This is a genomic window from Streptomyces sp. NPDC044003, assembly GCF_056435185.1.
Map to the genome: position 1 here is coordinate 1 of NZ_JBWKFA010000003.1, position 25894 is coordinate 25894.

General features: G+C 73.1%; 21 protein-coding genes. 6 read left to right on the plus strand and 15 right to left on the minus strand.

Annotated features, from left to right (window positions below; translation table 11 throughout):
* The 5 genes from AC07AW_RS12085 to katG form a co-directional block, all read right to left on the minus strand.
* Window positions 1-222, minus strand: a 222-nt coding sequence (locus tag AC07AW_RS12085) for an ATP-binding cassette domain-containing protein (protein ID WP_478815347.1), incomplete at its 3' end; no start/stop codon positions are given.
* A gap of 67 nt (window positions 223-289) precedes the next feature.
* Entirely contained in the window at window positions 290-1132 is an 843-nt protein-coding gene (locus tag AC07AW_RS12090; protein ID WP_478815348.1) for a DUF4097 family beta strand repeat-containing protein, read from the minus strand.
* Between the two features lie 97 nt (window positions 1133-1229).
* Entirely contained in the window at window positions 1230-1745 is a 516-nt protein-coding gene (locus AC07AW_RS12095; protein WP_478815349.1) for a hypothetical protein, read from the minus strand.
* 219 nt (window positions 1746-1964) lie between these two features.
* The gene (locus tag AC07AW_RS12100; protein ID WP_478815350.1) at window positions 1965-4775 is read right to left on the minus strand and encodes a hypothetical protein; all 2811 of its coding nucleotides are present in this window, start codon (window positions 4773-4775) and stop codon (window positions 1965-1967) included.
* Window positions 4776-4993: 218 nt separating this feature from the next.
* The gene (katG, locus tag AC07AW_RS12105) at window positions 4994-7219 is read right to left on the minus strand and encodes a catalase/peroxidase HPI (protein ID WP_478815351.1); all 2226 of its coding nucleotides are present in this window, start codon (window positions 7217-7219) and stop codon (window positions 4994-4996) included.
* 197 nt (window positions 7220-7416) lie between these two features.
* Between katG and AC07AW_RS12110 the strand changes: the two genes are divergently transcribed.
* Entirely contained in the window at window positions 7417-7827 is a 411-nt protein-coding gene (locus AC07AW_RS12110) for a Fur family transcriptional regulator (protein WP_478815352.1), read from the plus strand.
* Window positions 7828-7900: 73 nt separating this feature from the next.
* Here AC07AW_RS12110 and tpx read toward each other — a convergent pair whose 3' ends face one another.
* Window positions 7901-8401 (minus strand): thiol peroxidase, encoded by a 501-nt coding sequence (gene tpx / locus AC07AW_RS12115; protein WP_478815353.1) that lies wholly within the window; start codon window positions 8399-8401, stop codon window positions 7901-7903.
* A 257-nt stretch (window positions 8402-8658) separates the two neighbouring features.
* Here tpx and AC07AW_RS12120 point away from each other — a divergent pair, with 257 nt between their 5' ends.
* A complete protein-coding gene (locus AC07AW_RS12120) occupies window positions 8659-9840 on the plus strand; it encodes an alginate lyase family protein (protein WP_478815354.1) in 1182 nt (393 codons plus the stop codon).
* Between the two features lie 2 nt (window positions 9841-9842).
* Here the strand turns inward: AC07AW_RS12120 and AC07AW_RS12125 are convergent, their stop codons facing one another.
* Window positions 9843-10610: an AraC family transcriptional regulator gene (locus AC07AW_RS12125; RefSeq protein WP_478815355.1), complete on the minus strand. Its 768-nt coding sequence runs from the start codon at window positions 10608-10610 to the stop codon at window positions 9843-9845.
* An 84-nt stretch (window positions 10611-10694) separates the two neighbouring features.
* Here AC07AW_RS12125 and AC07AW_RS12130 point away from each other — a divergent pair, with 84 nt between their 5' ends.
* Window positions 10695-11504: a TSUP family transporter gene (locus AC07AW_RS12130; protein WP_478815356.1), complete on the plus strand. Its 810-nt coding sequence runs from the start codon at window positions 10695-10697 to the stop codon at window positions 11502-11504.
* A 43-nt stretch (window positions 11505-11547) separates the two neighbouring features.
* Here AC07AW_RS12130 and AC07AW_RS12135 read toward each other — a convergent pair whose 3' ends face one another.
* The 7 genes from AC07AW_RS12135 to AC07AW_RS12165 form a co-directional block, all read right to left on the minus strand.
* Complete coding sequence (locus tag AC07AW_RS12135; RefSeq protein ID WP_478815357.1) at window positions 11548-14538, minus strand: hypothetical protein; 2991 nt, start codon at window positions 14536-14538, stop codon at window positions 11548-11550.
* A 2-nt stretch (window positions 14539-14540) separates the two neighbouring features.
* Window positions 14541-16403 carry an HSP90 family protein gene (locus tag AC07AW_RS12140; protein WP_478815358.1) on the minus strand — a complete coding sequence of 621 codons (1863 nt, stop codon included), beginning with the start codon at window positions 16401-16403 and terminating at the stop codon, window positions 14541-14543.
* 166 nt (window positions 16404-16569) lie between these two features.
* Window positions 16570-17547: a hypothetical protein gene (locus tag AC07AW_RS12145; protein ID WP_478815359.1), complete on the minus strand. Its 978-nt coding sequence runs from the start codon at window positions 17545-17547 to the stop codon at window positions 16570-16572.
* Window positions 17548-17644: 97 nt separating this feature from the next.
* Window positions 17645-18883, minus strand: coding sequence for an MFS transporter (locus AC07AW_RS12150; RefSeq protein ID WP_478815360.1), 1239 nt, complete (start codon window positions 18881-18883; stop codon window positions 17645-17647).
* A gap of 1 nt (window position 18884) precedes the next feature.
* Complete coding sequence (locus AC07AW_RS12155) at window positions 18885-20573, minus strand: condensation domain-containing protein (RefSeq protein ID WP_478815361.1); 1689 nt, start codon at window positions 20571-20573, stop codon at window positions 18885-18887.
* Window positions 20570-21871, minus strand: coding sequence for a DUF6271 family protein (locus tag AC07AW_RS12160; RefSeq protein WP_478815362.1), 1302 nt, complete (start codon window positions 21869-21871; stop codon window positions 20570-20572). The genes AC07AW_RS12155 and AC07AW_RS12160 overlap by 4 nt, the downstream gene beginning before the upstream one ends.
* Window positions 21853-22941 (minus strand): phytanoyl-CoA dioxygenase family protein, encoded by a 1089-nt coding sequence (locus AC07AW_RS12165; protein WP_478815363.1) that lies wholly within the window; start codon window positions 22939-22941, stop codon window positions 21853-21855. The genes AC07AW_RS12160 and AC07AW_RS12165 overlap by 19 nt, the downstream gene beginning before the upstream one ends.
* Window positions 22942-23227: 286 nt before the next feature.
* On the opposite strand from AC07AW_RS12165, the gene AC07AW_RS12170 reads away from it, so the two are divergent.
* From AC07AW_RS12170 to AC07AW_RS12180, 3 genes are all read left to right on the plus strand, one after another.
* On the plus strand, window positions 23228-24085 hold the full coding sequence (locus tag AC07AW_RS12170; protein WP_478815364.1) for a class-II aminoacyl-tRNA synthetase family protein: 858 nt from the start codon (window positions 23228-23230) through the stop codon (window positions 24083-24085).
* A 164-nt stretch (window positions 24086-24249) separates the two neighbouring features.
* A complete protein-coding gene (locus tag AC07AW_RS12175; RefSeq protein WP_392160794.1) occupies window positions 24250-24480 on the plus strand; it encodes an acyl carrier protein in 231 nt (76 codons plus the stop codon).
* Complete coding sequence (locus tag AC07AW_RS12180; protein WP_478815365.1) at window positions 24467-25102, plus strand: 4'-phosphopantetheinyl transferase family protein; 636 nt, start codon at window positions 24467-24469, stop codon at window positions 25100-25102. The genes AC07AW_RS12175 and AC07AW_RS12180 overlap by 14 nt, the downstream gene beginning before the upstream one ends.
* 69 nt (window positions 25103-25171) lie before the next feature.
* On the opposite strand, the gene AC07AW_RS12185 is transcribed toward AC07AW_RS12180, so the two are convergent.
* Window positions 25172-25759: a hypothetical protein gene (locus AC07AW_RS12185; protein WP_478815366.1), complete on the minus strand. Its 588-nt coding sequence runs from the start codon at window positions 25757-25759 to the stop codon at window positions 25172-25174.
* Window positions 25760-25894: the final 135 nt, after the last annotated feature.

The window sequence follows — 25894 nt, forward strand, 5'->3', positions numbered from 1 at the left end:
GCCGTCGGCGGTGATCAGCGTGGACAGGATCTTCACGGCCGTCGTCTTGCCCGCGCCGTTCGGGCCGAGCAGCGCGAAGATCGTGCCCTCGGGGATGCGGAGATCGATGCCGTCGAGCACGACCTTGTCGCCGTAGGACTTGCGGAGGCCGGTCGCGGAGACGGCGGCCGACGACGGGCGGCCGTCGGCCTGGCCGGGCATGGGCATGACAGAAGAAGGCATGGGGCCCTCCTGAGGAAGGGTGAGGGGATGGGGTGAGGTGGGGACCGGCCGGTCGGCGAGGTGGTGCTCAGGCCCTGGCGCGGCGGATGTCGATGTTGCCGTGCTTGGTGCGGGCGCGGACCTCGACGGTGTCCTCGGTCTTCGCCGGGGTCTCGGACGCGGTGAGCGCGTTGCGCACCTGGCCGGAGGCCGAGTGGGCGTCGAGCCAGGCGGCGACACCCTCGCGGATGCCGACCTCGATGGCGCCGTAGGAGGTCTCCAGCTGGACGCTGCCGCTCGCCACCTCGCCGATGCGCAGGGTGCCGTGGGCGGTGGTGGCGACGACCGAGGCCTCGGCGCGGTCGACCTCGATGTCACCGTTGGCGCCGCTCACCCGCAGGTCGCCCGTGACGGCGCGGACGGTCGTGGTGCCGTGCGAGTTCTTGAGGATGGCGGGGCCGTCGACGAGGCCGACGCGCAGGCTGCCGGAGCCGGTGGTGATCTCGGCCCTGCCCTCGACCCGGTCCACGGTGATCGAGCCGTGCGAGGCGGTCAGGTGCAGCGGGCCGGTGGTGTCGAAGCGGGCGTCGCCGGCCGAGGTCTTCACGCGGACCTCGCCGAGCCGGCCCTCGCCGAGCACCTGGGTCCAGGCGCCGGTCAGTTCGACCCGCGAGTCGGCGGGGAGTTCGACCGTGACGTCGACGACGCCGGTGCGTCCGAACATGTTGGACTTCGGCGTCCTGACGGTCAGTACGCCGCTCGCGTACGTGACCTCGGTCTGGTCGGCCGTCTTCACGTCCAGGTCCTTCTTGGGGTTGCGCGCCCGCACCTCGACGACGGTGTCGGCGCGGTCGCCCGCGATGAACTGGATGGAACCGGCCTCCACGCGCGCCGTGGCCGAGATCGGTTCGGGAGTGTTGAAAGAAGGCATGGCTGTCCCGTCCTCTTGAGTCTTCAGGTCGTCCCCGCAGGTGGGACGTGGTGTCGGTGAAGTGGTGCGGGTGGTGCGGTGCGGGCCGTGGGCGTGGCTAGCGCACCCAGCCCGTGATGCTCTGTCCGAAGGTCTGGGGCTTCTCCGGGGTACGCGGTCGGGTGCCGCCGCCGACCGCGGCCGACACGGCCCGCACGAGCCACGCGTTGACCGACAGGCCCTCGCGGGCCGCGGCCTCCTCGGCGCGGGTCTTGAGGTGGGCCGGCAGGCGCAGGTTGACACGGGCGGTGCCGCCTTCGTCGCCCTCGGCGAGAGCCGGTGCCGGCAGCGGTTCGGCGGCGGTGTCCGGCTCCACGGGGGCGCCGATGGCGGCCGGGAGCGTCACCAGGAAGTCGGGGTCGAGGCCCCGGAGCCGTACGTCGACCGAACCGGGAGCGAGTTCACGGGTGATCTCGTCGGTCGCGGCGGAGAGCACGTTGAGCATGGTCAGCCGGGCCGCCGACTCCAGGGGAGCGGTGAGGCGCTCGGCCAGCTCGCGTGCCTCTTCGCCACCGGCTTCGGCGGCCACCGCGAGTTCGCGGCGGAGGTTGTCGACATACGGGGTGAGGTCCATGACGTCATGATGGCACCACTATGGCGCCATGTGCAAGCGCTGCGGTGAAGTCAAGGGGGTGTTCGTTGCTGAAACCTGCTCCGACCTGCGTAAACGTGATGGCGTCTTGGTGGATCTGCGTGGTGTCGGATGGATGTGACTGTGGCTGGTGATGCGAAATGGCGCCATGTGGCACCAGCTGGTGCCACATGGCGCCATCTCAGGGGCGGGCGGGTCAGTTCACGCCGCGTCCCGCACCCTGCCCGTGAACTCCGGGCCCGGGACCGGCTCCCACGTCTCGTCGTGCGTGAACAGCTGGGCCCGGAGGGACTCCATCGGCTCCGCCACCCCGTCCCGGACGGTGGGGACGGTCACCAGTGCGGTCGTCTCACCGGCGGGGACGGAGAACCACAGGCTTGTGCCGTCCTCCGTCACACCGGACAGCGGCCGGGCCGGATTCGGCACCCCGCCGAACTGCTCCTCCAGCCAGGCCGGGTCGACGTCCGCCGTGGAGAGCTCCGGGCCGTCGGTCACCGGCTTGAGGCGGATCTGGCCCGAGATCTCGGCATCGGCAGGCTCGGAGAGCGTCACCTTCCAGCTCAGCGCCGAGCCCTCGGTCACGTCGTCGGCGACGGGCGTCGGGCGCACGGTGGGCATGGCGTCGTCGTTCCGTGCGGTCACGCCGCCCCGGTGCGCTCCGACGACAGTGCCGCGCACCGCCTTGACGAAGGCGTCGTGCCGCACGTCGTAGCCGTAGCGCCTGTTGCCCCGCACCTCGACCGGCACGTCGATGTCATGGCGTCCTGGACGCACCGTCACGGTGCGGGACGTGACCTGGTCGGTGCCCGGCACGGGCACGAACAGGCGGACCTGACCGCTGCCCCGGCCGGAGACCGTCACCGGCACCCGGTAGGTCCGGACCCCGGAGTTCCCCTCCGCGACCGTCAGGCGGCCGACGTCGACGCGCGTGAGGGGTGCCGGGTTCACCGCCGGGGTGCCGGGACGCCAGCCCCACGCGTCCATCAGCCAGGCGCTGCCGGCGCCGCCGCGCGGGGTCAGTTCGAGCGCGCCGATCCGCTTCAGGTCCAGGCCCGCCCGGGCCGCCGCGGCCAGCGGTACGCGGATCTCGCGGCTCCAGTACGCGGCCGTGCGCGGGCTGCCGGGCAGTCCGTCGACGCGGGTGCGGCCCAGGGCCGCGCGGCGGCCCGAGGCGTCGGTCAGGGCGACGTCCAGTTCGGTGCCGGTGCTGTTCGGCGGGACGATCACGCGCAGCGCCAGGGACTCGGCGCCCGCGAGGGAGACCGGACGCGCCGAGTGGACCGCGACCGGGCTTCCCGTGCCCGTCCACTTCATGGCCACGGCGTCGCGGCCCGGTTCGGGAGAGGCCTCCCAGTACGCGAAGTGCGGCGACCAGCCCGCCTCGGGCGCGAGGCAGGCGCGGGCGGCGTCCGGGTCGATCTGGGCGCACAGCCGGCCGCCGCCGGAGACGGTGACCGAGGAACCCGGCAGGAACGCCGGGGTGCGGTGGGCGCCGACGGCGTGGGTGAGGACCCGCGCCGGTCCCGCCGAGGGCGCGCGGCGGCCGGTGCCGTCGAGCAGCGGCCGGACCGCGTCGTCACCCCCGACGAACAGCCGGGCGGAGGCCGCGATGTAGGTGGCGCCCGCGGCCTGCTGCTGCGTGGCCGTCAGCCGGGTCGCGGTGCCGGGGGAGCAGACCGGGTCGGCCCCGTCCTCGGACGAGAAGTCGTCGATGGCCGGTGCCTTCGCCTGCCCCGGAGTCCACTCGCTGTTGAAGAAGTTGTGGTTGGCGCCGACGAAATAGGCCGCGCTGTGCAGGGCGGCGCCCTTGCTGACACCACGGGTGCCGTCGACGTAGATCTGGCCCTGGAGGTCGAACACGTCGCCGTCACAGCCAGGCAGGATGGTCGTGGAGGGCACGTCGGGAGCCGGGTTCTGGCCGAACACCGTGGGCCCGATGAGGACATTGCCGCGGATCTTCCACCGTACGGGGCCCCGGTAGCCGTCCTGGGCGGCGGGCGGCGGGTTCAGGCTGTCGAGCGCGGCCCGGTTGACACCCTCGCCGCCCCGGGAGTGGCCGACCAGGAGCACCCGCGAGAGGTCGGCGGGCGCGGTCTTCCGTACGGCCGCGGGGGCGCCGGCCCGGTGCGCGGACCAGTCCGCCCAGCGGGCGAGGTGCAGCCGGACCAGGGAGGAGCGGGCCTGGGCGCCGGCGTCCTCCAGGTCCCCGTCCTGGCCGTTGATGCCGTTCGCGGCGATGGACACCGTCACGTACCCCTGGGAGGCCAGGAGCCGTTGGGTGCGCAGATAGCCCTGCTCGCTGGGGATCGGCCGCGTGCCCGCCGGGCACGGCCAGGTGATCCGGACGTCCTCCGTCCCGGGGGTGTAGCAGGTGTCGTGGCGGCCGTGCAGGAAGAGGGCGACCGGTCGCTTCCCCGGCGCTCCGGCCGGGCCGACGACGGTGGCGCGCATCTCGACGGGCTGCGGGAGGCCGGGCAGGCGTACGGAGCTGAGAGCGTACTCGCCGCTGACGGTCCGGTAGCGGCCCGGGACTCCGGGGTCGACCGGGTTCGCGGGGAGCGGGGCCGGCGGGACGGCGGCGGGGGCGAGGGGCCGCTCGGTGGCGGCATCGGCGCGTCCCGCCGCGTCCAGTCGCCGCCCGCCGGCCGTCACCCGCAGTTGCATGCCTTCTTCGAGCCGTACGTCCCCGAGGGGCAGGGCGAAGGAGCGCCCGTCCGGCCGGGCGACCGGGCGGCCGAGGAGCCGGTCGCCGGCGTGGAACTCGACCCGGGCGTCGCCCGCGGGGATGCGTTCGGGCGCCGTCCAGACCAGCTGCCTGTCCGCACCGGTTCCGGTGACCTGCCAGCCCTCGGGGAGGGTGAGGTCCCCGAGCCGGCTCCCCTGGGACGCCGCAGAGGACGGTTCGGTCTGCGGTGATCCGGGTGAAGGCTGCGCGGACGCCGGCCAGGGCGACGCCGCCGTCAGCGCGAGTAACGCCACGGCGGTGGTCACGCCGCGTGTGACACGTATCAAAGCGGTCTTCCTCACGATCGGTCTCTTCGTGGCAGCGGGAGGAGGCCGGTCGCCCGGCCTCCCCGGTGCCACTCTCGTTTCGTGAGGACGGTGAACGACACCCGTCGGTTGTCTCATGCGGCGTCAGAAGAGCGATACGGGACGGGTGTCGGCGACGAGAAGGGCCGGCCCGGGTGGCGTGGAAGCCACCCGGGCCGGCCCCGGTGTCACGGTGAGGATCAGGCGATGTCGAACCGGTCCAGGTTCATCACCTTGTCCCACGCCGACACGAAGTCCTGCACGAACTTCGCCTTCGCGTCGTCGCTCGCGTAGACCTCGGCCAGCGCGCGGAGCTCGCTGTTGGAGCCGAAGACCAGGTCGGCCCGGCTGCCCGTCCACTTGACCGCGCCGGTGACCGTGTCACGGCCCTCGAAGGTGTTCTGGTCGGCGGAGGTGGACTTCCATTCCGTGCCCAGGTCGAGCAGGTTGGCGAAGAAGTCGTTCGTCAGCCTGCCGGGCGTCTCGGTGAGGACACCGAGCGAGGACTGCGGCTGGGTGACGCCCAGGGCGCGCAGGCCGCCGACGAGGACGGTCAGCTCGGGCGCGCTCAGGGTGAGCAGGTTCGCCTTGTCGATGAGCAGGTACTCGGCCGGGAGGCGGTTGCCCTTGCCCAGGTGGTTGCGGAAGCCGTCCGCGGCCGGCTCCAGGGCGGCGAAGGACTCGACGTCCGTCTGCTCCTGGGCGGCGTCCACACGGCCCGGCGTGAACGGCACCTCGACGGAGTGGCCCGCGTCCGCGGCCGCCTTCTCGACCGCCGCGACGCCCGCGAGGACGACGAGGTCGGCGAGGGAGACCTGCTTGCCGCCGCTCTGCGCGGAGTTGAAGGACTCCTGGACGCCCTCCAGGACGCGCAGCACCTGCGCCAGCTCGTCCGGGTTGTTGACCTCCCAGTTGCGCTGCGGCTCCAGGCGGATGCGGCCGCCGTTGGCGCCACCGCGCTTGTCGCTGCCGCGGAAGGAGGCGGCGGCGGCCCAGGCGGCGGAGACCAGCTGGGTGACCGTGAGGTCCGAGCCGAGGATCTTCTCCTTGAGGGAGGCGATGTCCGCGGCGTCGACGAGCTCGCCGGTGCGCGCCGGCAGCGGGTCCTGCCAGAGGAGCTCCTCGGACGGGACCTCGGGGCCGAGGTAACGGACGACCGGGCCCATGTCGCGGTGGGTGAGCTTGTACCAGGCGCGGGCGAAGGCGTCCGCGAACTCCGCCGGGTTCTCGTAGAAGCGCCGCGAGATCTGCTCGTAGACCGGGTCGAAGCGCAGCGACAGGTCGGTGGTGAGCATGGTCGGGAGGTGCTTCTTCTCCGGGTCGTACGCGTCCGGGATGATCGCCTCGGCGTTCTTGGCGACCCACTGGTGGGCGCCCGCCGGGCTCTTGCTCAGCTCGTACTCGTACGCGAAGAGGTTCTTGAAGAAGCCGTTGCCCCACTGGGTCGGCGTGGTGGTCCAGGTGACCTCCAGACCACTGGTGATGGCGTCGGGGCCCTTGCCGGAGCGGAAGGTGCTCTTCCAGCCGAGGCCCTGCTCCTCCAGGGAGGCGGCCTCCGGGTCCGCGCCCACGTTGTCCGCCGGGCCGGCGCCGTGGGTCTTGCCGAAGGTGTGGCCGCCCGCGATGAGGGCGACGGTCTCCTCGTCGTTCATCGCCATCCGGCGGAAGGTCTCGCGGATGTCGCGGGCCGCGGCGACCGGGTCCGGGTTGGCGTTCGGGCCCTCCGGGTTGACGTAGATGAGGCCCATCTGCACCGCGCCGAGCGGGTTCTCCAGCTCGCGGTCGCCGGTGTAGCGCTCGTCGCCGAGCCAGGTGGTCTCCGGGCCCCAGTACACGTCCTCGTCGGGCTCCCACACGTCCGCGCGGCCGCCGGCGAAGCCGAAGGTCTCGAAGCCCATCGACTCCAGGGCGACGTTGCCCGCGAGGATCATGAGGTCGGCCCAGGAGATGTTCTGGCCGTACTTCTTCTTCACCGGCCACAGCAGACGGCGCGCCTTGTCCAGGTTGCCGTTGTCCGGCCAGCTGTTCAGCGGAGCGAACCGCTGCTGTCCGGCGCCGGCGCCGCCGCGGCCGTCGCTGATGCGGTAGGTGCCGGCGCTGTGCCAGGCCATGCGGATCATGAACGGGCCGTAGTGGCCGAAGTCGGCGGGCCACCAGTCCTGGGAGGTGGTCAGGACCTCGGCGATGTCCTGCTTCACGGCAGGGAGATCGAGGCTCTCGAAGGCCTTCGCGTAGTCGAAGTCCTCACCGAGCGGGTTGGCCACTGCGGGGTTCTTGGCGAGGATCTTCAGGTTGAGCCGGTTCGGCCACCACTGGCTGTTGCCGCCTCCCTGGGTGGGGTGTGCGGCACGCCCGTGCGCGACGGGACAACCGCCCGCGCCCTCCGCGTTCGCGTCGGTGGGGATTGCTTCGTGGTTCTCAGACATGGGAATCCTTCCGGACCTGGCGGACACAGTGCTCAGGAAGTGCGTTCGGCGGACGGGCCTCGCGCGGGTCTCACGTGTGCTTTCTCCCGCCGTGCTGGAGTCTTCCTGTCCCTTGGCCATCTTCGAAACCGATCCTACGATGGACGTTGTCCAAGTCAAGAAGCACGCCAAGTTTGCCGATGCCGATGAGGTGAGACATGAGTGACCTGCTGGAGCGACTGCGCGCGCGTGGCTGGCGGATGACGTCCCAGCGCCGCGTGGTCGCGGAGGTGCTGGCCGGGGATCATGTGCACCTCACGGCGGACGAGGTCCACGCGCGCGCGGTCGTGCGCCTGCCGGAGATCGCCCGGGCGACGGTCTACAACACCCTCGGCGAGCTGGTGGCTCTGGGGGAGGTCGTGGAACTCTCCACGGACGGCCGGGCCAAGCGGTACGACCCGAACGCGCACCACCCGCACCAGCACCTGGTCTGCTCGAACTGCGGGATCATCCGCGACGTCCACCCGACGGGGGACCCGCTCGCCGTTCTGCCGGCCGCGGAGCGGTTCGGTTTCACGGTGTCGACGGCGGACGTCACGTACCGGGGGCTCTGTCCGGGCTGCGCCTGAGTGCGGAGAGACGGCAGGAGCCCTCCACCGGTGTCGGTGGAGGGCTCCTCCGTGTGTCCCGCTTCGGTGCGGACTACTTCAGGACGGAGAGCGCGTCCTCGTAGCTCGGCTCGTCGGCGATCTCGCCCACGAGCTGCGCGTGCAGCACCGTGTCGTTCTCGTCGAGGACGACGACGGCACGGGCGGTCAGGCCGGCCAGCGGCCCGTCCGCGATCTCCACGCCGTAGTTGGTGTGGAACTCGCGGCCGCGGAGCGTCGAGAGGTTTTTGACGTTCTCGAGGCCCTCGGCGCCGCAGAAGCGGGCCTGCGCGAAGGGCAGGTCGGCCGAGATGCAGAGGACGACCGTGTTGTCCAGCTGCCCAACCCTCTCGTTGAACGCGCGGACGGAGGAGGCGCACGTCGGGGTGTCGACGCTCGGGAAGATGTTGAGGACCTTCCGCTGACCGGCGAAGTCCTTGAGCGACTTGTCCGCCAGCCCCTCGGCGACGAGCGTGAAGTCGGGGGCCTGGCTGCCGGGGGCCGGCAGAGCGCCGTTGACCTGCACGGGGCTGCCCTTCAGCGTGACCTGGGCCATGGGGATCTCCTTCAGACGTAAGAGTGACAACGGGGGGAATCGTACGGAAGGCGGGCCCGCTCCCACGACACGGGCCGCCGTGATCATTTCCAGCCGATTCACGGATATGAACGTTCCGCCCTCGTGCGGTGGCCCTGTGGATGGGTCATGGAGGGGATCCGGCGTGAACGAGCCGTCTTGACGCCTCTGGTGCAGACCTTTAGGTTTCCCCCTCGACAGCCCTTGTCCGTTCACATACGTGAAGAAGGGGTAACTCCATGACCCGACGGTTCACCGCCCCCCTGCTCCTCGCCGGCCTCCTGGCCGCTCTGGTCGCCGCACCCGGAGGCGGCCGCGCCGAAGCCGCCCCGACCACCTTCGTCCACCCCGGCGTCCTGGTCTCCCGGGGGCAGCTCGACTTCACCCGGGAACAGGTCACCGCCGGGGCGCAGCCCTGGAAGGCTGCCTACGAGCAGATGCTGGCGAGCAAGTACGCCTCCCTCGCCCGGGTCCCGAAGCCCCGGGCGGTCGTCGAGTGCGGCTCGTACTCGAACCCCAACTACGGCTGCACCGACGAACGCGAGGACGCCCTCGCCGCGTACACGCTCTCCCTCGCCTGGTACGTCACGCGCGACAGCCGGTACGCCGAGAAGGCGATCGAGATCATGGACGCCTGGTCCGCGGTGATCACCGACCACACCAACTCCAACGCGCCCCTCCAGACGGGCTGGGCCGGCTCCTCCTGGCCGCGGGCCGCCGAGATCATCCGGTACACCTACACCGGCTGGCCGCAGGACCGCGTCGACCGCTTCAAGACCATGCTGAGGAACGTCTACCTCCCCGAGGTGACCAACGGCTCCCAGTCCAACGGCAACTGGGAGCTCAGCATGACCGAGGCGGCGATCGGCATCGCCGTCTTCCTGGAGGACCGCGCCGCCTACGACAAGGCCGTCACCAAGTTCCGCGGCCGGGTCCCCGCGTACATCTACCTCACGAGCGACGGCGCCCTGCCGAAGGCCGCGCCGGGCAGCGGGCTCGACACCCGCGACGAGATCGTCCGCTACTGGCAGGGGCAGACCACCTTCGTCGACGGCCTCACCCAGGAGACCTGCCGCGACCTCACCCACACCGGCTACGGTCTCTCCGCGATCTCGCACATCGCCGAGACGAGCCGGATCCAGGGCCAGGACCTCTACCCCGAGGTCGCCGACCGGCTGCGCCACGCCCTCGGCCTCCAGGCGAAGTACGAACTCGGCGAGCCCGTCCCGTCCTGGCTCTGCGGCGGCACCCTCAAGGACCACCTCGGACCCGTCACCGAAGTCGGCTTCAACGCGCTGCACAACCGCCTGGGGTACGCCATGACGAACACCCAGAAGCTCACCGAGACCAGCCGGCCGGCGGGCACGAACAACCTCTTCGTCGCCTGGGAGACCCTCACCCACGCAAACAACCCCCGCTGACGTCAGCCCCGGACCGCCGTGAAGCGGGACGGTGGCGCGCCGAAGGTGCGGGTGAAGGCGGCCGTGAACGCGGCCGGGGAGGCATAACCCAGGCGGCCGGAGACCTCGCTGACCGTCGCGGTACGCAGCAGGGGGACGGCCGCCAGGAGCCGGGCGCGGGACCGCCAGACGGCGGGACTCTCGCCCGTCTCCGCACGGAACCGCCGGGTGAACGCCCGCTCGCTCAGCGCGGTCACGGCCGCCCAGTCGGTGTTGGTGACCGTGGCGTCCGGCGCGGCCAGATACTCCCGGCACAGCGCCGCGAGGTCCGCGGAGGCGGGGATCCCGACATGGAAGGGGAGCGGGGAGCGCGCGGCGATCTCGTGCAGCAGCAGCGTCGCGATGGCGCCCTCACGCCCCGACAGGCTGTAGTCGGCCGCGAACTCGACCGCCGCCAGCAGCAGTTCGCGCAGCAGCGGCGGCACGTCCACGACCGTGCAGCGCACCGGCCACCACGGGACGGCGCCCGGCTCCACGTACAGACTGCGCGTGCTCACCCTGAGCATCCGGACCCGGTGCGGGGTCTCGGCCGGGATCAGGACGGCCCGCTCGGGCGGGACCGTCCACGTGCCGTCGGCGGTCTCGACGACCATGACGCCGGTCGCCCCGTAGAGGAACTGCGCCCGCCGGTGCTCGTGCCAGTCCAGCACCTGCCCGGCCGCGTAGTCGGTGCCGATCGGCAGGACGGCCCGGTCGAGATGGTCGACGGAGTCCAGCGGGATGTTCTTCACCGGACCACCGTACCGGCCGAGACGCGAAGGAATCCTGCCGACCATCGCATGCGGGAACCCTCGGCGAACTGGTGGTCTTGACCCATGGACGTGGTGATGCTGATGGCGATCGGGCTCCTCACCGGAGCGACGACGGTCTTGTTCGGGTTCGGCGGCGGGTTCGTGGCGGTTCCGGTCGTGGTGTGGGCGGACGCCGCCCTCGGGCCGACGGCCGTCCCGGTGGCCACCGCCACCTCGGCCCTGGTGATGCTCGCGAACGCCGCCTTCGCCACGGCCGTCACCCCACGGACCGTGCTCCTCGCCCTGCGCGGCAGCGGCGCGCTGCTGCCCCTGCTCGCGGCGGGCGCCTGCGCCGGGGCGTACGCCTCCCGATTCGCCCCGCCGGCCCTGGCCCGCTGGGCGTTCGTCGCCTACACCGCCCTGACCGCCCTCGACCTGCTGCTCCGGCCCGGCTTCCTCCGCGCCGCGAGCGGGCCGGGCACGGAGCCGGTGCGGGCCCCGAGACCGCTGCCGGCGACCGCGGGCGCCCCGATCGGCGCGGTCGCCGCCTTCCTCGGGGTCGGCGGCAGCGTGATGACCGTCCCCGCGCTGCGCCGGGCCGGTCACCCGATGCGCGTGGCGACCGCGCTCGCCAACCCGCTCACCCTCGCCGTCGCGCTCCCGGCCGTCGCGGTCTCCCTCGCCGGTTCCCCGCCTCCGGCCGCCACGGCCGGCGGCACCGGCCTGGTGGGCCTCGTCGACCCGTACGCGGCGGGGGCCCTGCTCCTCGGAGCCCTGCCGGTCATCGCCGTCCTGCGCCGCCGCCCGCCCCGCATCCCGGACCGCGTCCACGCGTGCGCGTACCTCGGGCTGCTCGCCCTGGTGGCTCTCGCGATGGTGCTCACCGGACCCTGAAGCCCGCCGCCCCGATCTGCCGGGGCGGCGGGCTTCAGGCCGGTCAGCTCCCTGCGCGGGACCGGTACTGCTGCCGCAGGGCGTCGAGGATCTCGGCGGCCTCCGCGAGGTCCGCCTTCCGGCAGCGCGCGGCCGCCGCCGTCAGCCGGGCGGCCGCCTCCTGGATCCGGCCGAGACCGTTCCCCTCGATCAGGGCGGCGATCCGCACGGCCTCGGCACGCGGCACCTCTCCCTCGTCCCCGCCCCGCTCATGGGCGGCGATCGCGGCCTCCGCCTCGGCGAGGGCCTCCTCGAATCGCTCCGCCTCCGCCAGGACGCGGGCCCTGCGGTAGTGCACCTCGCCGCTCTCGTACCAGGACGCGAAGCCCTCGGTGTCCTCCGGCACGGCGGCGAGCACCGCGTCCGCCCGCGCCAGGTGCTCCAGGGCCGCGTCGAGCCCCTCGGCGTTCCGGGCCGCCATGGTGAGCCGGGCGAACTCGCGCGCCATGTGCGCGATCAGGTGCGGATGCGGCGCCTCGGCGTGCGCGGCGAGAGCGCGTGCGTACGCGGTGTCCGCCGCGTCCCAGCGGTCGGCGAGCGCCAGCGTGATCGCCGCCTCGGCCGCCACCAGGGTCAGGAGCGGACCGCGGTCCTCCCACCCGGCGACGGTGTCCGCGAGCCGCAGGAACTCCTCGGCCGCGGCCAGGTGCTCCTCCAGCTCCCGCAGCCCGCGCCCGAGGTTCAGCCGCGCCTGGGCCAGCGGCCGTTCGCCGATCGTGGCGGCCGCCTCGTCGGCGAGGACGGACTCCAGTACGGCGACGGCGTCCGCCTGCTGCCCCGAGCGGCCCAGGACGTCGGCGAGCTGGAGCCGTACGTCGGTGGCCTCGTCGGGCGACCCGTCCTGGTCGAACCGCGTGGCCGCCTCCGACAGATGGCGCACGGCGCCGGCGGTGTCCCCGAGGTGCGTGGCCGCGTGGCCGAGCAGGCTGTACGTCGGAGCCAGCGGGAAGTCGGCGTCGTCGTACCGCGCGGCGTCCGCGATCGCCCGGTGCAGCAGCTCGGCCGCCTCCGCCGGCTCCTCCCGGGCGAGGAGGAACTGGGCGAGCAGGGCGCGCGGACGCCCACTGCGCCAGGGGCGCTCCGCCGCCTCGTTGTCCACCAGAGCGGCCCGCAGCTCTGCCTCGGCGCCGGCCATGTCACCGCGTCGGCCGGCCACCTCGGCGACGAACTGACGCACATTGGCCACGTGGTGGGGGAGGGAGAGGCGCTCCGCCTCGGCGCGCATCGTGCCGGCGCACTCCTCGAACCGCTCCAGGGCGGCATCGGAGAGCTCCGGGAACGTCCGCACCACCTCCTGGTACGCGGCGAACGTGCGGGAGTACAGCACGGCGAGGTACGCGAGCCGGCGGTCGAGCGCCGCCTCGTCGCCGGCCACGGCCTCGCCCTCCCCGAGTGCCCCGCCCGTGAGCGGGGCCTCGGTCGTGAGCCGCTCCGCCGCGCGCAGGACCTCGTCCAGGCCGGACCGGACCGCCTCGGCGTCCGGCAGCGCCGCGCCCTCCGTCACGTCCGGCGCGGCCGCCCACGCGAGGGCGCGGCTGCGGGTGGACAGCGCCTGCCACGGCATCCCGATGCCCTCGTAGAGGACGGTGGCCCGCTCCAGCTCGGCGATCGCCTCCGCGTCCCGGTTCGCCCGGGTGAGCGTGTACGCCCGCTGGGCGGCGAGTTCTGCCCGCAGCAGGTCCTCGGGGCCGAGCCGGTCGTCGTGGGCGGCGGACCCGTCGGCGAGCCGCTCCTCGATGCGGGACCAGAGCCGGTCGTCGCCGGGATGCCCCACACGCGCCAGACGCCGCGCCTCGCGCACCAGCTCCACGAAGTCCCCGGGAATCTCCGGCCCGGTGGCCGCGGCGGGCGCCGGGGCCGGCGCACCCGACACCGCCGGGGCGCGGACGGCGGACGCCCGCAGGCCCAGCGGCAGCGGCTCGTCGAGCAGCGGGCGGCGGGCGAGTCGCGCACCGCGCCGGTCGCCGACGGCCGAGGTGCCGTTGCGCGCGTCGAAGGCGGCGGTGAGCCGGTCCGCCTCGGCGCGGACGTGGGCGAGGAGCCCGCCCGCCGTCCAGTTCCGGCCGGGCGGGCCGGCCACGGGGGTGTCCGTGTGCCCGTCCTCGACCAGCCGGGCGAGCAGCACCTCGACGCCGGTGAGGAACTCCAGGTGGGCCAGCGGGCCGCCGTCCGCCTCGAACAGCGGACGGTTCTCCGCGAGGATCTCCAGGCCGCGCCCCTCGTTGCGGGAGAGCGCGCAGAACTCCAGGTGCAGGCCGACCTCCTCCTGCATGCCGGTGTTGCCGCGCACCCGCCGGTAGCCGGTGAGGTGGTGCGAGCGGGCCTCGTCCGCGCGGCCGAGACGCAGCAGTGGCAGCAGCGCCTGCGCCTGGCTGGCCTGCGGCTCCTCGGAGCAGGTCTGGACGTGTCCGAAGACCGGCTGCCAGGTGTCCAGGGCGCCGGCGTCGTCGCCCGCCGCCACCTGGCGCCGGGCGAAGTGCCGGGTCTCGCAGGCCTCGCAGTCGCTGAGCTCGGTCCGGGGACGGGTCGCCCACAGCTCGTGGGCCTCGACGACACCCGCGCCGGTGTGGACCGCGACGTGATAGCGCATCGCGGCCACCGGCTGCATACCGTGCCCGGCCTTCTCGTACCGGTCGCGCATCTGGTCGATCCAGCCGCGGACGGTGGGCAGCGGCAGCTCGGGCACCTGCAGCAGGGACGTCGTCACCCACTTGAAGCGCCAGAAGATCTGGTGGGCCTCCCACTGGCTGAAGGACTCGGGGGCGGTGTCCCACAGCTTGAGCAGCCGCGCGAAGACGACCGGCGACTTGCGGTGCTCGCCGGTGAACTCGTAGGCCTCCATCAGCTCCAGGAGGGCCGTCACGAGCGTGTCCGGCTTCTCGAAGGGCTCGGCGGCCTCGACGAGCTCCTCGGCGGTGATGGTCCGCTGCAGCCCGTAGGGACGGCCGTGGTTCTCGCGCAGCGCCTCGACGACGGCCTCGGGGGTGTCCAGCATCTCTACAGTTCCTTCCGGGGCTCGGTGCCGGGGGCGTCCGGGCCGGGGTGGTGCATGGCGTGGGTGAGCAGACCGATGAAGGCCCGGTTGAGCAGCGCGCTCTCGCTCGCCCGCAGCGGCCGGCGGCTGAGCAGCAGCGCCTGGCCGTAGAGGGCCTCGGCGGTCGTCACGGCCAGGCCGCGTTCGGCGATGGTGATCGCCTGCCGGACCAGCGGGTTGAGGTGGTTCAGGACGAGCTGGGCGCGCGGGGTCTCCTGGCGCAGCGAGCCGAGGATGTCGGCCCACAGTCCGTCGCTGTCGGCGGCGAGGCCGGACCTGGTCCGCTCGTGGCGCGCCTCCCGGTTGTCCAGGAGCAGAGCGGGCGCGGTGACGGGCTGGAAGTCGCGCAGGACGACGTCGCAGTCGTGGACCGCGATCGTCTCGCGGGCGATCGCGAGGAAGGCCGCGGCGCGCAGTTCGGCGGTCGGGTCGACGGCGTCGAGATGCGCGGTGACCGTGGCCGGGTCGAGGTCCGTGACCGTCGTGCCCGGACGGATCTCGGGCAGCCGGTGCACCAGGTCCCGGTCGTAGGTGTAGCCGCCGTTGACGACGCCCAGACCCGCGGCCGAGGCGATCGGCGCGACCTGACGGAACTCCTCGACGCTGCGCGCGACCAGGACCGTCGGGTGCGTCCGTACGAACTCCTCCAGGGTGACGTTGCCGTCGGTGGTCTCGAACGGCAGCCACGGCAGCACGATGCGCAGCAGCTCGTCGTCGTAGCGGGCGAGCGCCTTGACCGCCAGGTGGTGGGTGTCGATGAAGCGGTGCAGGAGCGACGGGTCGCTGGCGGCGAGCCCGGTGAGCCAGTCCCGGATCCGGTCGCCCAGCGCGTCCCGTACGGCGGACAGCGTGCCGTCCTCGTACAGCGCCTCCCGGGACGCGGTCGGCCGCAGACTGGTCGTGTCGACCACGCAGCGCACGAAGAACGCCCACTCCGGGAGCAGTTCGGGCGCCTGGTCGGTGAGCAGCATGCCCTTGAGGTGCACCCGGTGCCCCGCGCGCTGCGCCGGGCTGACGGCCGTCGGAAGCACGTACGCGACACCGCGCAGACCGGCCGCCGGCAGGTCGAGCTCGACGCTGTCGAGCGGCGTGAAGCCGAAGAGGTCACGGCAGTACGCGGTGAGGGCCTCGCGGCGCGCCAGCGGGGAGCGGTGCTCCCGCTCCCACGGCGGCGCCTCGTTGATCCGGTGGGTCTCGCCCCGGGGGCCGACGACGGTGACCTCGTGCCGCAGCAGACCGCCGTAGTGGCGGGCCAGCGACACGACCTGCTCCGGGCTCGTCCACTCGGCGTTGTCGGCGCGCGGGGTGAGACGGACGGTGGTGCCCGGCTCGGGCACGGCCGAGGCCGGCAGGGTCCGGATGGTGTAGCGGCCGTCGGAGTGGCCGCGCCACTCGACGGCGGGCGCCGACGGGTCGGCCGCGGACCGGCTCACCACGGTGATCTCGTCGGCCACGACGAAGCAGGCGAGCAGACCGATGCCGAACTGGCCGATGAACTCCCCGCGGGCGGCGTCGAGACCCGCGCCGTCCAGGGCGCCGTCGGCGGTCCGCTTGGAGCTGCGCCCGATGGTCGCGAGGAACCGGTGGACATCGGCCTCGGTCAGACCGACGCCGGTGTCCGTGACCGTGAGGGTCTCACCGGTGCGGACCGTGATGGTGCCGGGAGCCCCGGGCGTGAGCGCCTGCCGGGCGGTGATGGCGTCCACGGCGTTCTGCAGCAGCTCGCGCAGATAGACGCGGGGGCTGGAGTAGAGGTGGTGGGAGAGCAGGTCGACCAGGCCGCGCAGGTCGACCTGGAACGTGTGGGCGGACTCGGAAGGGTGCACCTGACGGAGTCTTTCGGTGGGTGCGCCCGGCCAGGGAAGGACGCGGGCGGCAAGCGGAAGGAAGGGGTACGGGAGGGCCGGCGGTTTCCCGGCCGGGGACGCGCCCGCGGTCTGCGGGACCGCAGGGACCCGGCCGGCGCGCGGCGGCGGGACGGGGTGTCCCGGCTCAGCGGCCGGCCGACGAACGCAGCTTGCTGTACGCCGCGGTGGGGTCGGAGCCGTCCAGGTAGTACCAGGGGAACTCGGTGACACGCCCCTCGGTGGCCCGGAAACACTCCCGGGCGGCGTCCCGCTCCCCGGCCAGCGAGAAGGCCATCGCGAAGGTGTTGAGGACCTGGAGCCAGGCGCCCCGCCGCACGAAGTCCGGGTGCCGGTAGGAGTGCTCGGCCGCCTCCCGCAGGGACTTCGTCACCTCGGGCCGGCGCATGTACGCGGCGTCCGCGCCCGCGTCGAGGGAGAGCCACTCCTCGATGTGCGCGACGGCGACGAGCTGCCCCAGGAGCGTGCCGCCCGGGGCGCCGAACGCGGACGCGCGCGCGAAGGCGTGCATCTCCTCGTGGGAACCGCCCCATTTGTCGCAGACCTGCTGCAACTGCTGCTGATGGGCCTCCAGGTGCTGCGGGTCGCGCCGCACCGTCGCCTCGAAGCGGCGCCGCGCGACGACCTGGCCCACTTCGAGGCCGCGCCCGGTGACCTGGAGGCCGTACCAGGGCGAGGACCACAGCGGTTCGCGCTCGGCCGCCTCGTACAGCCACTCCTCGGCCGTGCGCAGCCGCGAGTGGAACAGCTCGAACTGCGCACGCGTGACGTCCTTGGCGCGGGCGCCGGTCCGTGCCTCCCACCCCCAGCTGAGGTGGCGGATGCCGGCCACGAGCCGGGGCAGCGCCGCCTCCGGCTCCGCTTCGAGGACCTCGGTGATCCACCGCTCCACCCCCGCGGTGTCACCCACGGCCCACAGGAGCTCCGTGCGGCCCTCGCTCTCGGGGCGTGCTTCGAGCACCTCCCGCACCGTGGCCCAGTCCGCCGCGAGGGCGGCCTCCCGGACGCGGCGGACGTCCGGATCGCCGGAGTCCTTGTCCAGCCGCGCCACGGGCCGGCCCGCCCATTTCCCCAGCGTGAGCCCCCATTCACGGAGCAACGCCATGTCCCCACCCCTTGCTGTGTGCGAACGGGGCGGTCAGTGATCACCCGCCCCGTGGACGTAGTGACTATCACGCGTGACCGACAATCGCACAGCAGTTTCACTCCGGTGCCCGGCGCAGGGCGCGGACGGCCGGTACGGAGAGCATGACGGCGATCAGCACGAGGCCCATGATCGACGAGAAGAGCAGGACGCGGTCGGCGCCCACGCTGTCGGCGGCCGGGCCGGACAGGGCGCGGCCGAGCGGGATGACCATGATGGAGCCGGCGACGTCGTAGGCCGAGACACGGCTCAGGACGGCGAGGGGGATGTGCGACTGCACGCTCGTCGCCCACATGACGCCCCAGAAGGCGAACCCGCAGCCGGCCACGACCCCGGTGACCGCCGTGACGGTGAACGACCACCCGAGGGCGGGTGCCAGGGGGTTGAGGGAGAAGAAGAACATGGCGCACGCGCCCGCGACGAGCGGACGGCGCGGCCGGACCCGCATGCCGAGCAGTCCGCCGACGATCGTCCCGGCGCCGTCGGCGGAGGCGATCCAGCCGTAGCCGCTCGCGCCGTGCTGCTCGGTGAGCAGCGCCGCGCCCAGCGGCAGGGCCGGACCGAAGACGAACAGGCCGTAGACGGCCCACACGGCGATGACCCCCCACAGCCAGGAACGGGACCGGAACTCGTGCCAGCCGGTGGCGAGGCGCCGCAGGATCGGCTCGTCGCTCTCGTCCCGGGCCGTGCAGAGCTTCCGCAGCGGCGCCAGGCCGAGCGCGCTGCACGCGTAGAAGGCCGCGATGACGACGAAGGATCCGGCGACGTCCCAGTACGCCACGAGCAGGCCGGAGAGACCGGGGCCGAGCAGGGTGCAGATCGACTCGGAGATCCGCAGGAGCGCGTTGGCCCGCTGGATGTCCTCGGCGACCCGGGGCACCAGGCTCGCCAGACCCGGCTGGAACATGGCGGTCGCGGCGCCGCTCAGCGCGAGCAGCGCCATCATGTGCCACAACCGCATGTCGCCGAAGGCGAGCAGCACCGCGAGCGCCAGCATGGCCACCATGCGCACCACGTCGGCGCCGACCATCATCACCTGCGGGGTGAACCGGTCGGCGAGCACGCCGCCGAACAGCACGAGCAGGACGATCGGCGTCATCCACGCGGCCAGCGCGTAGCCCACGCCCGCCGCCCCGTACCCCGCGCCGAGCACGGCGGTCGTGAGCGAGACCATCAGCATGCCGTCGGCGAGCAGCGAGGTGCTGCGGGCCGCGAAGAACAGCCGGAAGCGCTGCGAACGCCACGGGCTGGGAAGGGAGTTCTGCTCCCGCTGGGCGGTTACGTCATTCGTCGTCATGTCACCTGTGCCGGTCCCGGCCGGCCCCTTCCGTGAGAATCCGCTGCCGGAGCCAGTCGTCGGTCAGGTCCGTCCGTGGCGGCGCGTCCCGCACGATCACGTACCGGCGCGGGGCCAGCACGCCGGGACGACCGGGGAGGGCCTCCATGAGCGCGGCGTGCGCACGCGCGGGCGTGAGCGGGGAGTCGCCGGCGGCGAGGAAGGCCGTGAGGCCGTTGCCGTCCGGCGTCACGTGCACGGGTACGCCTCCCAGCGCCCCGCCCAGGGTTTCCGCGACCTCGCGCGGTGATACCCAACAGCCGTCCACCCGCGTCCAGTCCGCACCCCGCTCGGCCGGCCGGACGCCCGTCACCGCGGTGAGCGCCGACAGAGGCACGTCCTCCAGTGCCGCCGCCTCCAGGAGCCGTACCAGACCGGTGAGGAAGCCCTCGGCCTCGTCCGGCGTGAACAGCGCGGGATCGACCCACATCCCGAGCCGGAGCACGGGCGCCGTCTCGTGGACGAAGGTCAGGACGCGGGCCGGCAGCACCTGGACCGGACCCCGCACCACTTCCAGGTCGGGCCCGTCGGCCTCGCCCGTGGGTCCGGCCTGCGGGAGCGTGCTGACGTCGTTGAAGACGACGTCGCGGGCGAAGCGGCTGCCCCGCTCGTACGTGACGGCGTCGATCATCTCCCAGAGACGCACCGCGTCGAACTGGCTGTGCCGGTAGGCGTTGAGCGCCGCTCCCCACGCCTTCCGCAGGAGGGCGTCGAAGGACGGCACCCCGACGTCCAGGGAGAGCAGCGCGTCCTGGGACACCGTGTTCACCGAGCGGGCGAGCCGGGGCAGGAACCGGTTCGAGGTCGGGACGGCGGCGACGCAGGAGGACTGCCCCGTACGGTGGGCGATCAGCGCGCACCAGGCCGTCAGCAGCACCGTGGACGGCAGGCCTCCGGTGCGCTCCGCCACGAGGGCGAGCGCCCGGGCGCCCCGCAGCGAGCGGAGCGTCAGCTGCTCCGCCTCGACCTCGGCGCCCACGGCACCCGGCTCGGCGAACATCGCCTGGGGGCCGGTGCGGATGATCCGTTCCCAGTGCCGCAGGGACGCCTCGGACCTGCGGAGCCCGCCCGGGGTCGCCTCCTCGGCGGCCAGGTCGAGCGGGGTGAAGGCCGTCACGGCGGGGAGCGTCCGGCCGGCGAGCAGGTCGCGCCAGTCCTCCTCCAGGACGGAGAGGGCGCTGATGTCCGTCACGGCGTGGCTCGCCGCGAGCGCGACGAACAGCGGCACGCCCTCCACGGCGACGAGGGAGATCCGCAGGCCGAAGTCCCGGTCCAGGTGGAAGCGGCCGGCGCGGTCCCGCCGGGCCACCGAGTCCGCGTACCGGGCGGCCTCCGGTGGGAGCTCCTCGTGGTCGATGACCGTGACCGTGAACTCGCCCTCGGACGCCACGACTTGCTCGCGCGGTGCCTCGCCCGGCGCGTGGGGGAAGGTCGTGCGCAGGGCCTCGTGCCGCACCACCAGGGCGCGCAGCGCGTCGATCGCCGACTCCGTCCCGGTTCCCTCGGGCACGGGCCACACGGCGTGGATGTTGATGTGCTCGGGCTCGTCCCGCAGCATGCAGCGGATCATGTTGGCCTGGCCCATCGTGACCGGGCCCCGGCGCCGCCGGCCGCCCGTGTGGCGGACGGTGACCGTGTACGTCTTCGTCATGCGATGCCCTTCGATGCGGTCTCGCCGGCAAGGGCCGTCCAGGCGTCGATCAGGAGGGCGAACTCGGCCATGTCCTCCCGGACTTCGTCGACGAGCCGCTCGCGGCGGGCGGCGAGGAAGTCCGCCGCCTCGGCGTAGCGGCCGCCGAGCTTGCGGTAGGAGCGGTCGACGACGTCGAGGCGCTCGGTGTGCTCCACCCTGTCGACGCGCGCGCTCTCCCGGACGAGACCGGCGACGGCGGAGGCGCGGAGTCCGCCGCCGGTGTCGAGCAGCGACTCGCCGGCCGCCGCCGTCCCGGCGTACACGGAGTGGAGCTGCGGGGCCGCGAGCAGGAACTTCGCGAACCGCAGCTGGTAGGCGAGGAAGCCGCTGTCGGAACGCCGCTCGCCGGTGTGGAAGTTGACGATGTGCCGGTTGTGGAGCACGCCGGGCAGCCGGGCGTCGTGGACCAGATGGAGGAGGAAGTAGTCGCTGCCGATGGTGTCGGTGGCGGGCGGCAGCGGCACCCGGCCGTACACCTCGCGGGCGAGGGCGATGTTGCACATGTCGACGCGGGTGGGGCCGACGGTGGTGAGCGTGGTGAGGTCGCGGGTGTACGCGGTGGTCCCGGCGCCACGGAACGACTCGGCGATCAGGTTCCTGCGCCAGATCTCCGGATAGCCGTCCGGTACGGACAGGCCGATGACGTCCTCGTAGACGAGCGGGTCGAGCCGGCGGATCTCCGCGACGTCCACGGACATCTCGCCGACGAAGGAGCCGCCGACCAGCGCCACCGGCCGGTGGGCGTACGCGGGGTCGAGTCTGCTGCGGGACACGAGCCCCGCCACCTCGGCGGCGGGCCGGCCCAGGGCCGTGAGCTCGTGGTGCAGGGGGAAGACCGGCTCCCCGTCCAGGTGCTGGTAGCGGCTGTCGGAGTCCCTGCGGTGCACGGACGCGCAGCCGAGCGCCTCCGCGAACAGGAAGGCCCGGTTGGTGCAGGCGCCGTAGGACACCCGGGACGGCAGCATCAGACCGAGCATCCGGTCCGGTTCGGCGACGCCGGACCGGGTGATGGCCTCGCGCAGGAAGGCCCGCTGGGCGGCCTCGTCGAGGTGGTGGACGACGACGCCGGGTACGCGGGGGAGCGCCGCCACCACCTCCCGGTGCTCGGCGAGCACCGGGGCCGCGGACGAGTCCAGGATCAGCAGGTGCACCTCGACGTCGAAGTGGCGGGCGCCGTGGGCGGCTTCCTCCGCGACCGCCCGGATCGTGTCGGGGCAGGCGCGGTGGGTGGGCAGGGTCAGGCAGACACGGCGCACGCCGGCTCCTCGCCCGCGTCCGTGACCTTGCCCGTGTCGCTCCAGGACGTCAGCCCGAGGAGGCGGCTGCCGAGCTCGTTCAGGGTGGCCGTGGGGTAGCGCCTGGACTCGTGCAGGACGGGGTCGCCGACCAGGGTGCGGTTCCAGCGCGGGGTGCGCAGGTGCCGCCAGGACTCGACGCGGGACTTCCGCAGCTTCGCGTGCTCCTCCAGGGCCGGCATCATCGACAGGTACTGGACGGCTCGCACCTGGTCCGCCGAGGTGTTGCGGGCCACGCCGTGCGCGAGGAGGCCGTTCCAGATCAGCAGGTCGCCGGGGCGCAGATCGGGGCGGACGACGGGGAACTCCGTCCGGTCCACGGCGGGGCGGATCGGATCCCGGTCGGCCGGCTGGCCGGGCTTCCACTCCTCGAACCGCCGGAAGAGCTCCGGGCAGCACTGGAAGCCGCCGGACTCCGGGCGCGTGTCGTTGAGCGCGATGATCCCCTGCACCCGCTGCGGGGGCACGCCGAGCGTGGTGTCGATGTCCCAGTGCAGCTCGATGTCGAAGCCCCGGTCGGTGGGTTCGATCAGGGCGCGGTCGCGGTTGCGGACGTTGGGCGGGTTGAGGTTGAGCCGGTCCTGGGTGACCCACAGCTCCTCGCAGTCCCAGACGTCCACGAAGGCGTCGTAGACGCGCTGGGCCTGTCGGCTCTCCCAGAGGAGCTGGTGGTGGTACGCCTCCACGAAGCCGTAGACGTGGAGCTGCTGGTCCAGTTCGGAGCGGAACGGCCGGTCCTCGTACCAGCTGTCCGGGCGGTCGGGGTCGAGGCCCTGGAAGTCCCAGGTGAAGTCGAGCAGGCGCCGCGCCGCCTCGGCCGGGATCGCCTCGCGGACGACGACGTAGCCGTCCGTCTGCCAGTGGGCGAAGTTCTCCTCGGACAGCACCCGCAGCGGCCGCGACTTCTTCAGCTCCCGCAGGGTGGTCGCGGCGAGGTACGACTCGCCGTCCGCGCTGAAGTACGGCAGGTCCGAGGCCGCCCGGTGCAGATAGGGGCGGCGGACGGCGCGGTGCGGAGCGGGTGTCGTCATGGGGTCCCTCCAGAGGCGGTGGCCGGAGGTCAGTCGGCCACGTCGTTCAGAAGAATTGGTTTAGACCATCACTTCTGTCAAGTGCTGTCTCCCTGTGTGGAGTTAGCTGCCGGCCCCATATCGCGGCGCGGCGGCTTTGGTCTAGACAACCAGCAACGGGCTGGCTTAGGGTCCCCATGCGCAGTCCGGTCCCTGATGGAGCATCAGGCGGCTTCTTCGCCGTGCCGTGGTCGACGAGGACCCCACGCCTTGACTGTTCGCCCACGCCCAGAGGGAGCGGTTTTCCATGAGCACACCCAGTACCACCGTCCTGCCGGACGGCGGCCTGAAGAGCCCGGGCCCGGGCCTGATCACCCTGGACCCCGTCCGCACCGCCCTGCTGCACGGCCTGGACGAGCTGCTCACCGGTCTCGCCGCGCGCCTCTCCGCACCCGAGGTGGTGGGCCCGCCGCTGCTCTCCGTCGAGGGCCTCGCACGCCTCGACTTCTTCCGCAACTTCCCCCATCTCGGCGTCTCCGCCGGACGGTTCGCCCCCGACGCGCTCGACGGCCTCGCCACGGGGGAGTCGCCGGGCGAACTGCCGCTCCGGCCGACCGGCCACCTCCTGCCCTCCGCCACCTGCTACGGCCTGCTGCTCTCCCTGGAGGGCCGGGACGTCGGCGAGGACGGACTGCGGCTCTCCGCGGCCGGCCGCTGTTTCCGCAACGAGACCCACTACGACGGACTGCGCCGCCTGTGGGGCTTCCACATGCGCGAAGTCCTCTACCTCGGCACCAAGCAGGGCTCCCTCGAACACCTGGAGCAGGGCGCCGAGTTCATCCTCGAACTGGCCGGACGCCTCGGACTCGACCTGTCCCGGGCCGTGGCCGACGACCCCTTCTACGACAAGGGCGGCTCCCGCGCCCGGCTCATGGCGCTCGACCCCGTCAAGCACGAGTTCAGCGCCCCCGACGGCACGGCCATCGCCTCCGTGAACCGCCACCGCAACTTCTTCGGCGAGCGCCTCGACATCCGTGCGGGGTCCGCGGGCCCCGCGTACAGCGCCTGCGTCGCCTTCGGCGTCGAGCGCTGGGTGCACGCGATGATCCTCGCCCACGGCACCCCCGAGCAGGCCCTCGACCGGCTGCGCGACGCGAGCGCCTAGAGGGTGTCCTGTCGATCGGGCCGGATCAGGGCGCGGTGCCAGCAGGCGTCGCGAGCCCGGCCTGATCGGCAGGACACCCCTAGGGCCTGTCCGGCCGTTCCCGTCGGGTCCGGCCCGCGTCCGCACCCCGCGCACCCTCCACCCAGCAAGGAGCGCCCCACCCCATGGACCCCATCGCCGCGTGGCTCCACGAGAAGAACCCCGGTCTCGACGGGCCGATCGACACCGACGAGGACCTCATCGAGGCCCGGCTCATCGACTCGATGGACTTCCTGGAGTTCATCGACCTCCTGGAGGAGCTCTCCGGCAGCTCCATCGACCTCCAGGAGGTCACCATCGACGACTTCCGCACCATCGGCCGCGTCCAGGAGCGCTTCCTGAGTGCCGCCACGTGACCGACCGCCCCTGCTTGCCGTCGTGGCGACCACCCGGGAGGTCCTGGCCCACCCCGCGCTGGACGAGGGGCTGCTCGCGCCCTGGGAGCGGCGGCGGCTCGACCGGATACGGGTGCCGGGCCGCCGCGACGACGTCCTGGCGGCCCGCCTCCTCGTCCGGATGTGCGCCGCCCGGTTCACCGGGCTCGCTCCCGAGGCGTCGGGACCGGAGCAGTACTGCCCCGCATGCCGGCGGTACGGGCACGGCCGCCCGTACCTGAGCGGGCACCCGGAACTCGGCGTCAGCCTCAGCCACGCCGACGGTCTCGTGGCGGCGGCCGTCGGCCCCGGCCCGGTCGGCGTCGACGTGGAGCCCGCGGCCCGCAGGCCCGGCCCCCTTCCCGTACTCCGCCGGCTCCTGCCCGCGGCCGAGCTGCGGGAGGCGACGGCCGGGCCCGACCCCGACGCGGCGCTGCTCCGCCTCTGGGTGCGCGGCGAGGCCCGCTTCAAGGCCGGTGGTCAGGAGGGACTGCGGCTCCTGGAGTGGACCGACCACGACCGGGCGGCCGTCGCCGCGGTCGCCGGTACCGGCCCGGTGACCGTCATCGCATGCGGGGACCCAGGGTCTGGACGACCTGCGTGAGCACCTTCTCGGTCCAGTTCCGCTTCGACTGCGGGTACTCGCCGACACCGTCCGCGGTGGACATGCCGCTCACCTCGAACTGGTACGGGCCCTGGTGGCAGGTGGGCCCGTCGGAGACGTCCGGCAGGAAGCAGCCGTCGGTTCCGAGCGAGTGCCGAGGTCCCGGAACTCCTTCTTGTACGTGCCCTCGCCCGCCCGCTTGCGCGCGGACGTGAGGTCCTCGGCGTAGTTCTGCTCGACGAGGGCCGGATCGGCGATCGCGGTGAAGGTGACCTTGACGCTGCTGTTGTGCTCGCTCTCGTACTCGGACGGCACTCCGAACCTGAACTCGCAGCCGCCCGCCGGGACGTCACCGGTGGTGTCGGGAGCGGACTCGGACAGCGGGTTGAAGTCGATGATCGTGACCTTCACCGGGTCCCGCTCGACATCGGTGGCCTGCGGGAGGATCGCCTTGATCTCCGTGTCGCTCAGCACCTCGCAGGCGTTGGGCCACTGCGCGAGCGGCAGCGAGCCGTTCGCGGCCGGCTGCGCGGCCAGCTTCGGGCCCGAGGGCTGCGCCGCGCCGAACTCCAGCGGCGGCGGTGCGCTGCTGCAGCCCGCGAGTGCGAGGGGCGCGGCCACGGCAAGGACGAGGCACCACCGGTTCAGTCTGGACACGTCACATTCCCCCGAGAGTGAAGACGCCGGATGCGGGGCCCATTCTGCACACCGGACGGGCGAATGCCGCGACCGGGTCGGGCGAATCCGGGGCCTCGGGCGTGGCCCGGTGGGCCGGCGGTGGTACGTCGATGG

Coding starts and splice junctions, on each gene's coding strand:
- AC07AW_RS12090 (WP_478815348.1), bottom strand. CDS start 1,132: ATGCCTTCTTTCAACACTCCCGAACCGATCTCGGCCACGGCGCGCGTG.
- AC07AW_RS12095 (WP_478815349.1), bottom strand. CDS start 1,745: ATGGACCTCACCCCGTATGTCGACAACCTCCGCCGCGAACTCGCGGTG.
- katG (WP_478815351.1), bottom strand. CDS start 7,219: ATGTCTGAGAACCACGAAGCAATCCCCACCGACGCGAACGCGGAGGGC.
- AC07AW_RS12110 (WP_478815352.1), top strand. CDS start 7,417: ATGAGTGACCTGCTGGAGCGACTGCGCGCGCGTGGCTGGCGGATGACG.
- tpx (WP_478815353.1), bottom strand. CDS start 8,401: ATGGCCCAGGTCACGCTGAAGGGCAGCCCCGTGCAGGTCAACGGCGCT.
- AC07AW_RS12120 (WP_478815354.1), top strand. CDS start 8,659: ATGACCCGACGGTTCACCGCCCCCCTGCTCCTCGCCGGCCTCCTGGCC.
- AC07AW_RS12130 (WP_478815356.1), top strand. CDS start 10,695: ATGGACGTGGTGATGCTGATGGCGATCGGGCTCCTCACCGGAGCGACG.
- AC07AW_RS12135 (WP_478815357.1), bottom strand. CDS start 14,538: ATGCTGGACACCCCCGAGGCCGTCGTCGAGGCGCTGCGCGAGAACCAC.
- AC07AW_RS12145 (WP_478815359.1), bottom strand. CDS start 17,547: ATGGCGTTGCTCCGTGAATGGGGGCTCACGCTGGGGAAATGGGCGGGC.
- AC07AW_RS12150 (WP_478815360.1), bottom strand. CDS start 18,883: ATGACGACGAATGACGTAACCGCCCAGCGGGAGCAGAACTCCCTTCCC.
- AC07AW_RS12155 (WP_478815361.1), bottom strand. CDS start 20,573: ATGACGAAGACGTACACGGTCACCGTCCGCCACACGGGCGGCCGGCGG.
- AC07AW_RS12165 (WP_478815363.1), bottom strand. CDS start 22,941: ATGACGACACCCGCTCCGCACCGCGCCGTCCGCCGCCCCTATCTGCAC.
- AC07AW_RS12170 (WP_478815364.1), top strand. CDS start 23,228: ATGAGCACACCCAGTACCACCGTCCTGCCGGACGGCGGCCTGAAGAGC.
- AC07AW_RS12175 (WP_392160794.1), top strand. CDS start 24,250: ATGGACCCCATCGCCGCGTGGCTCCACGAGAAGAACCCCGGTCTCGAC.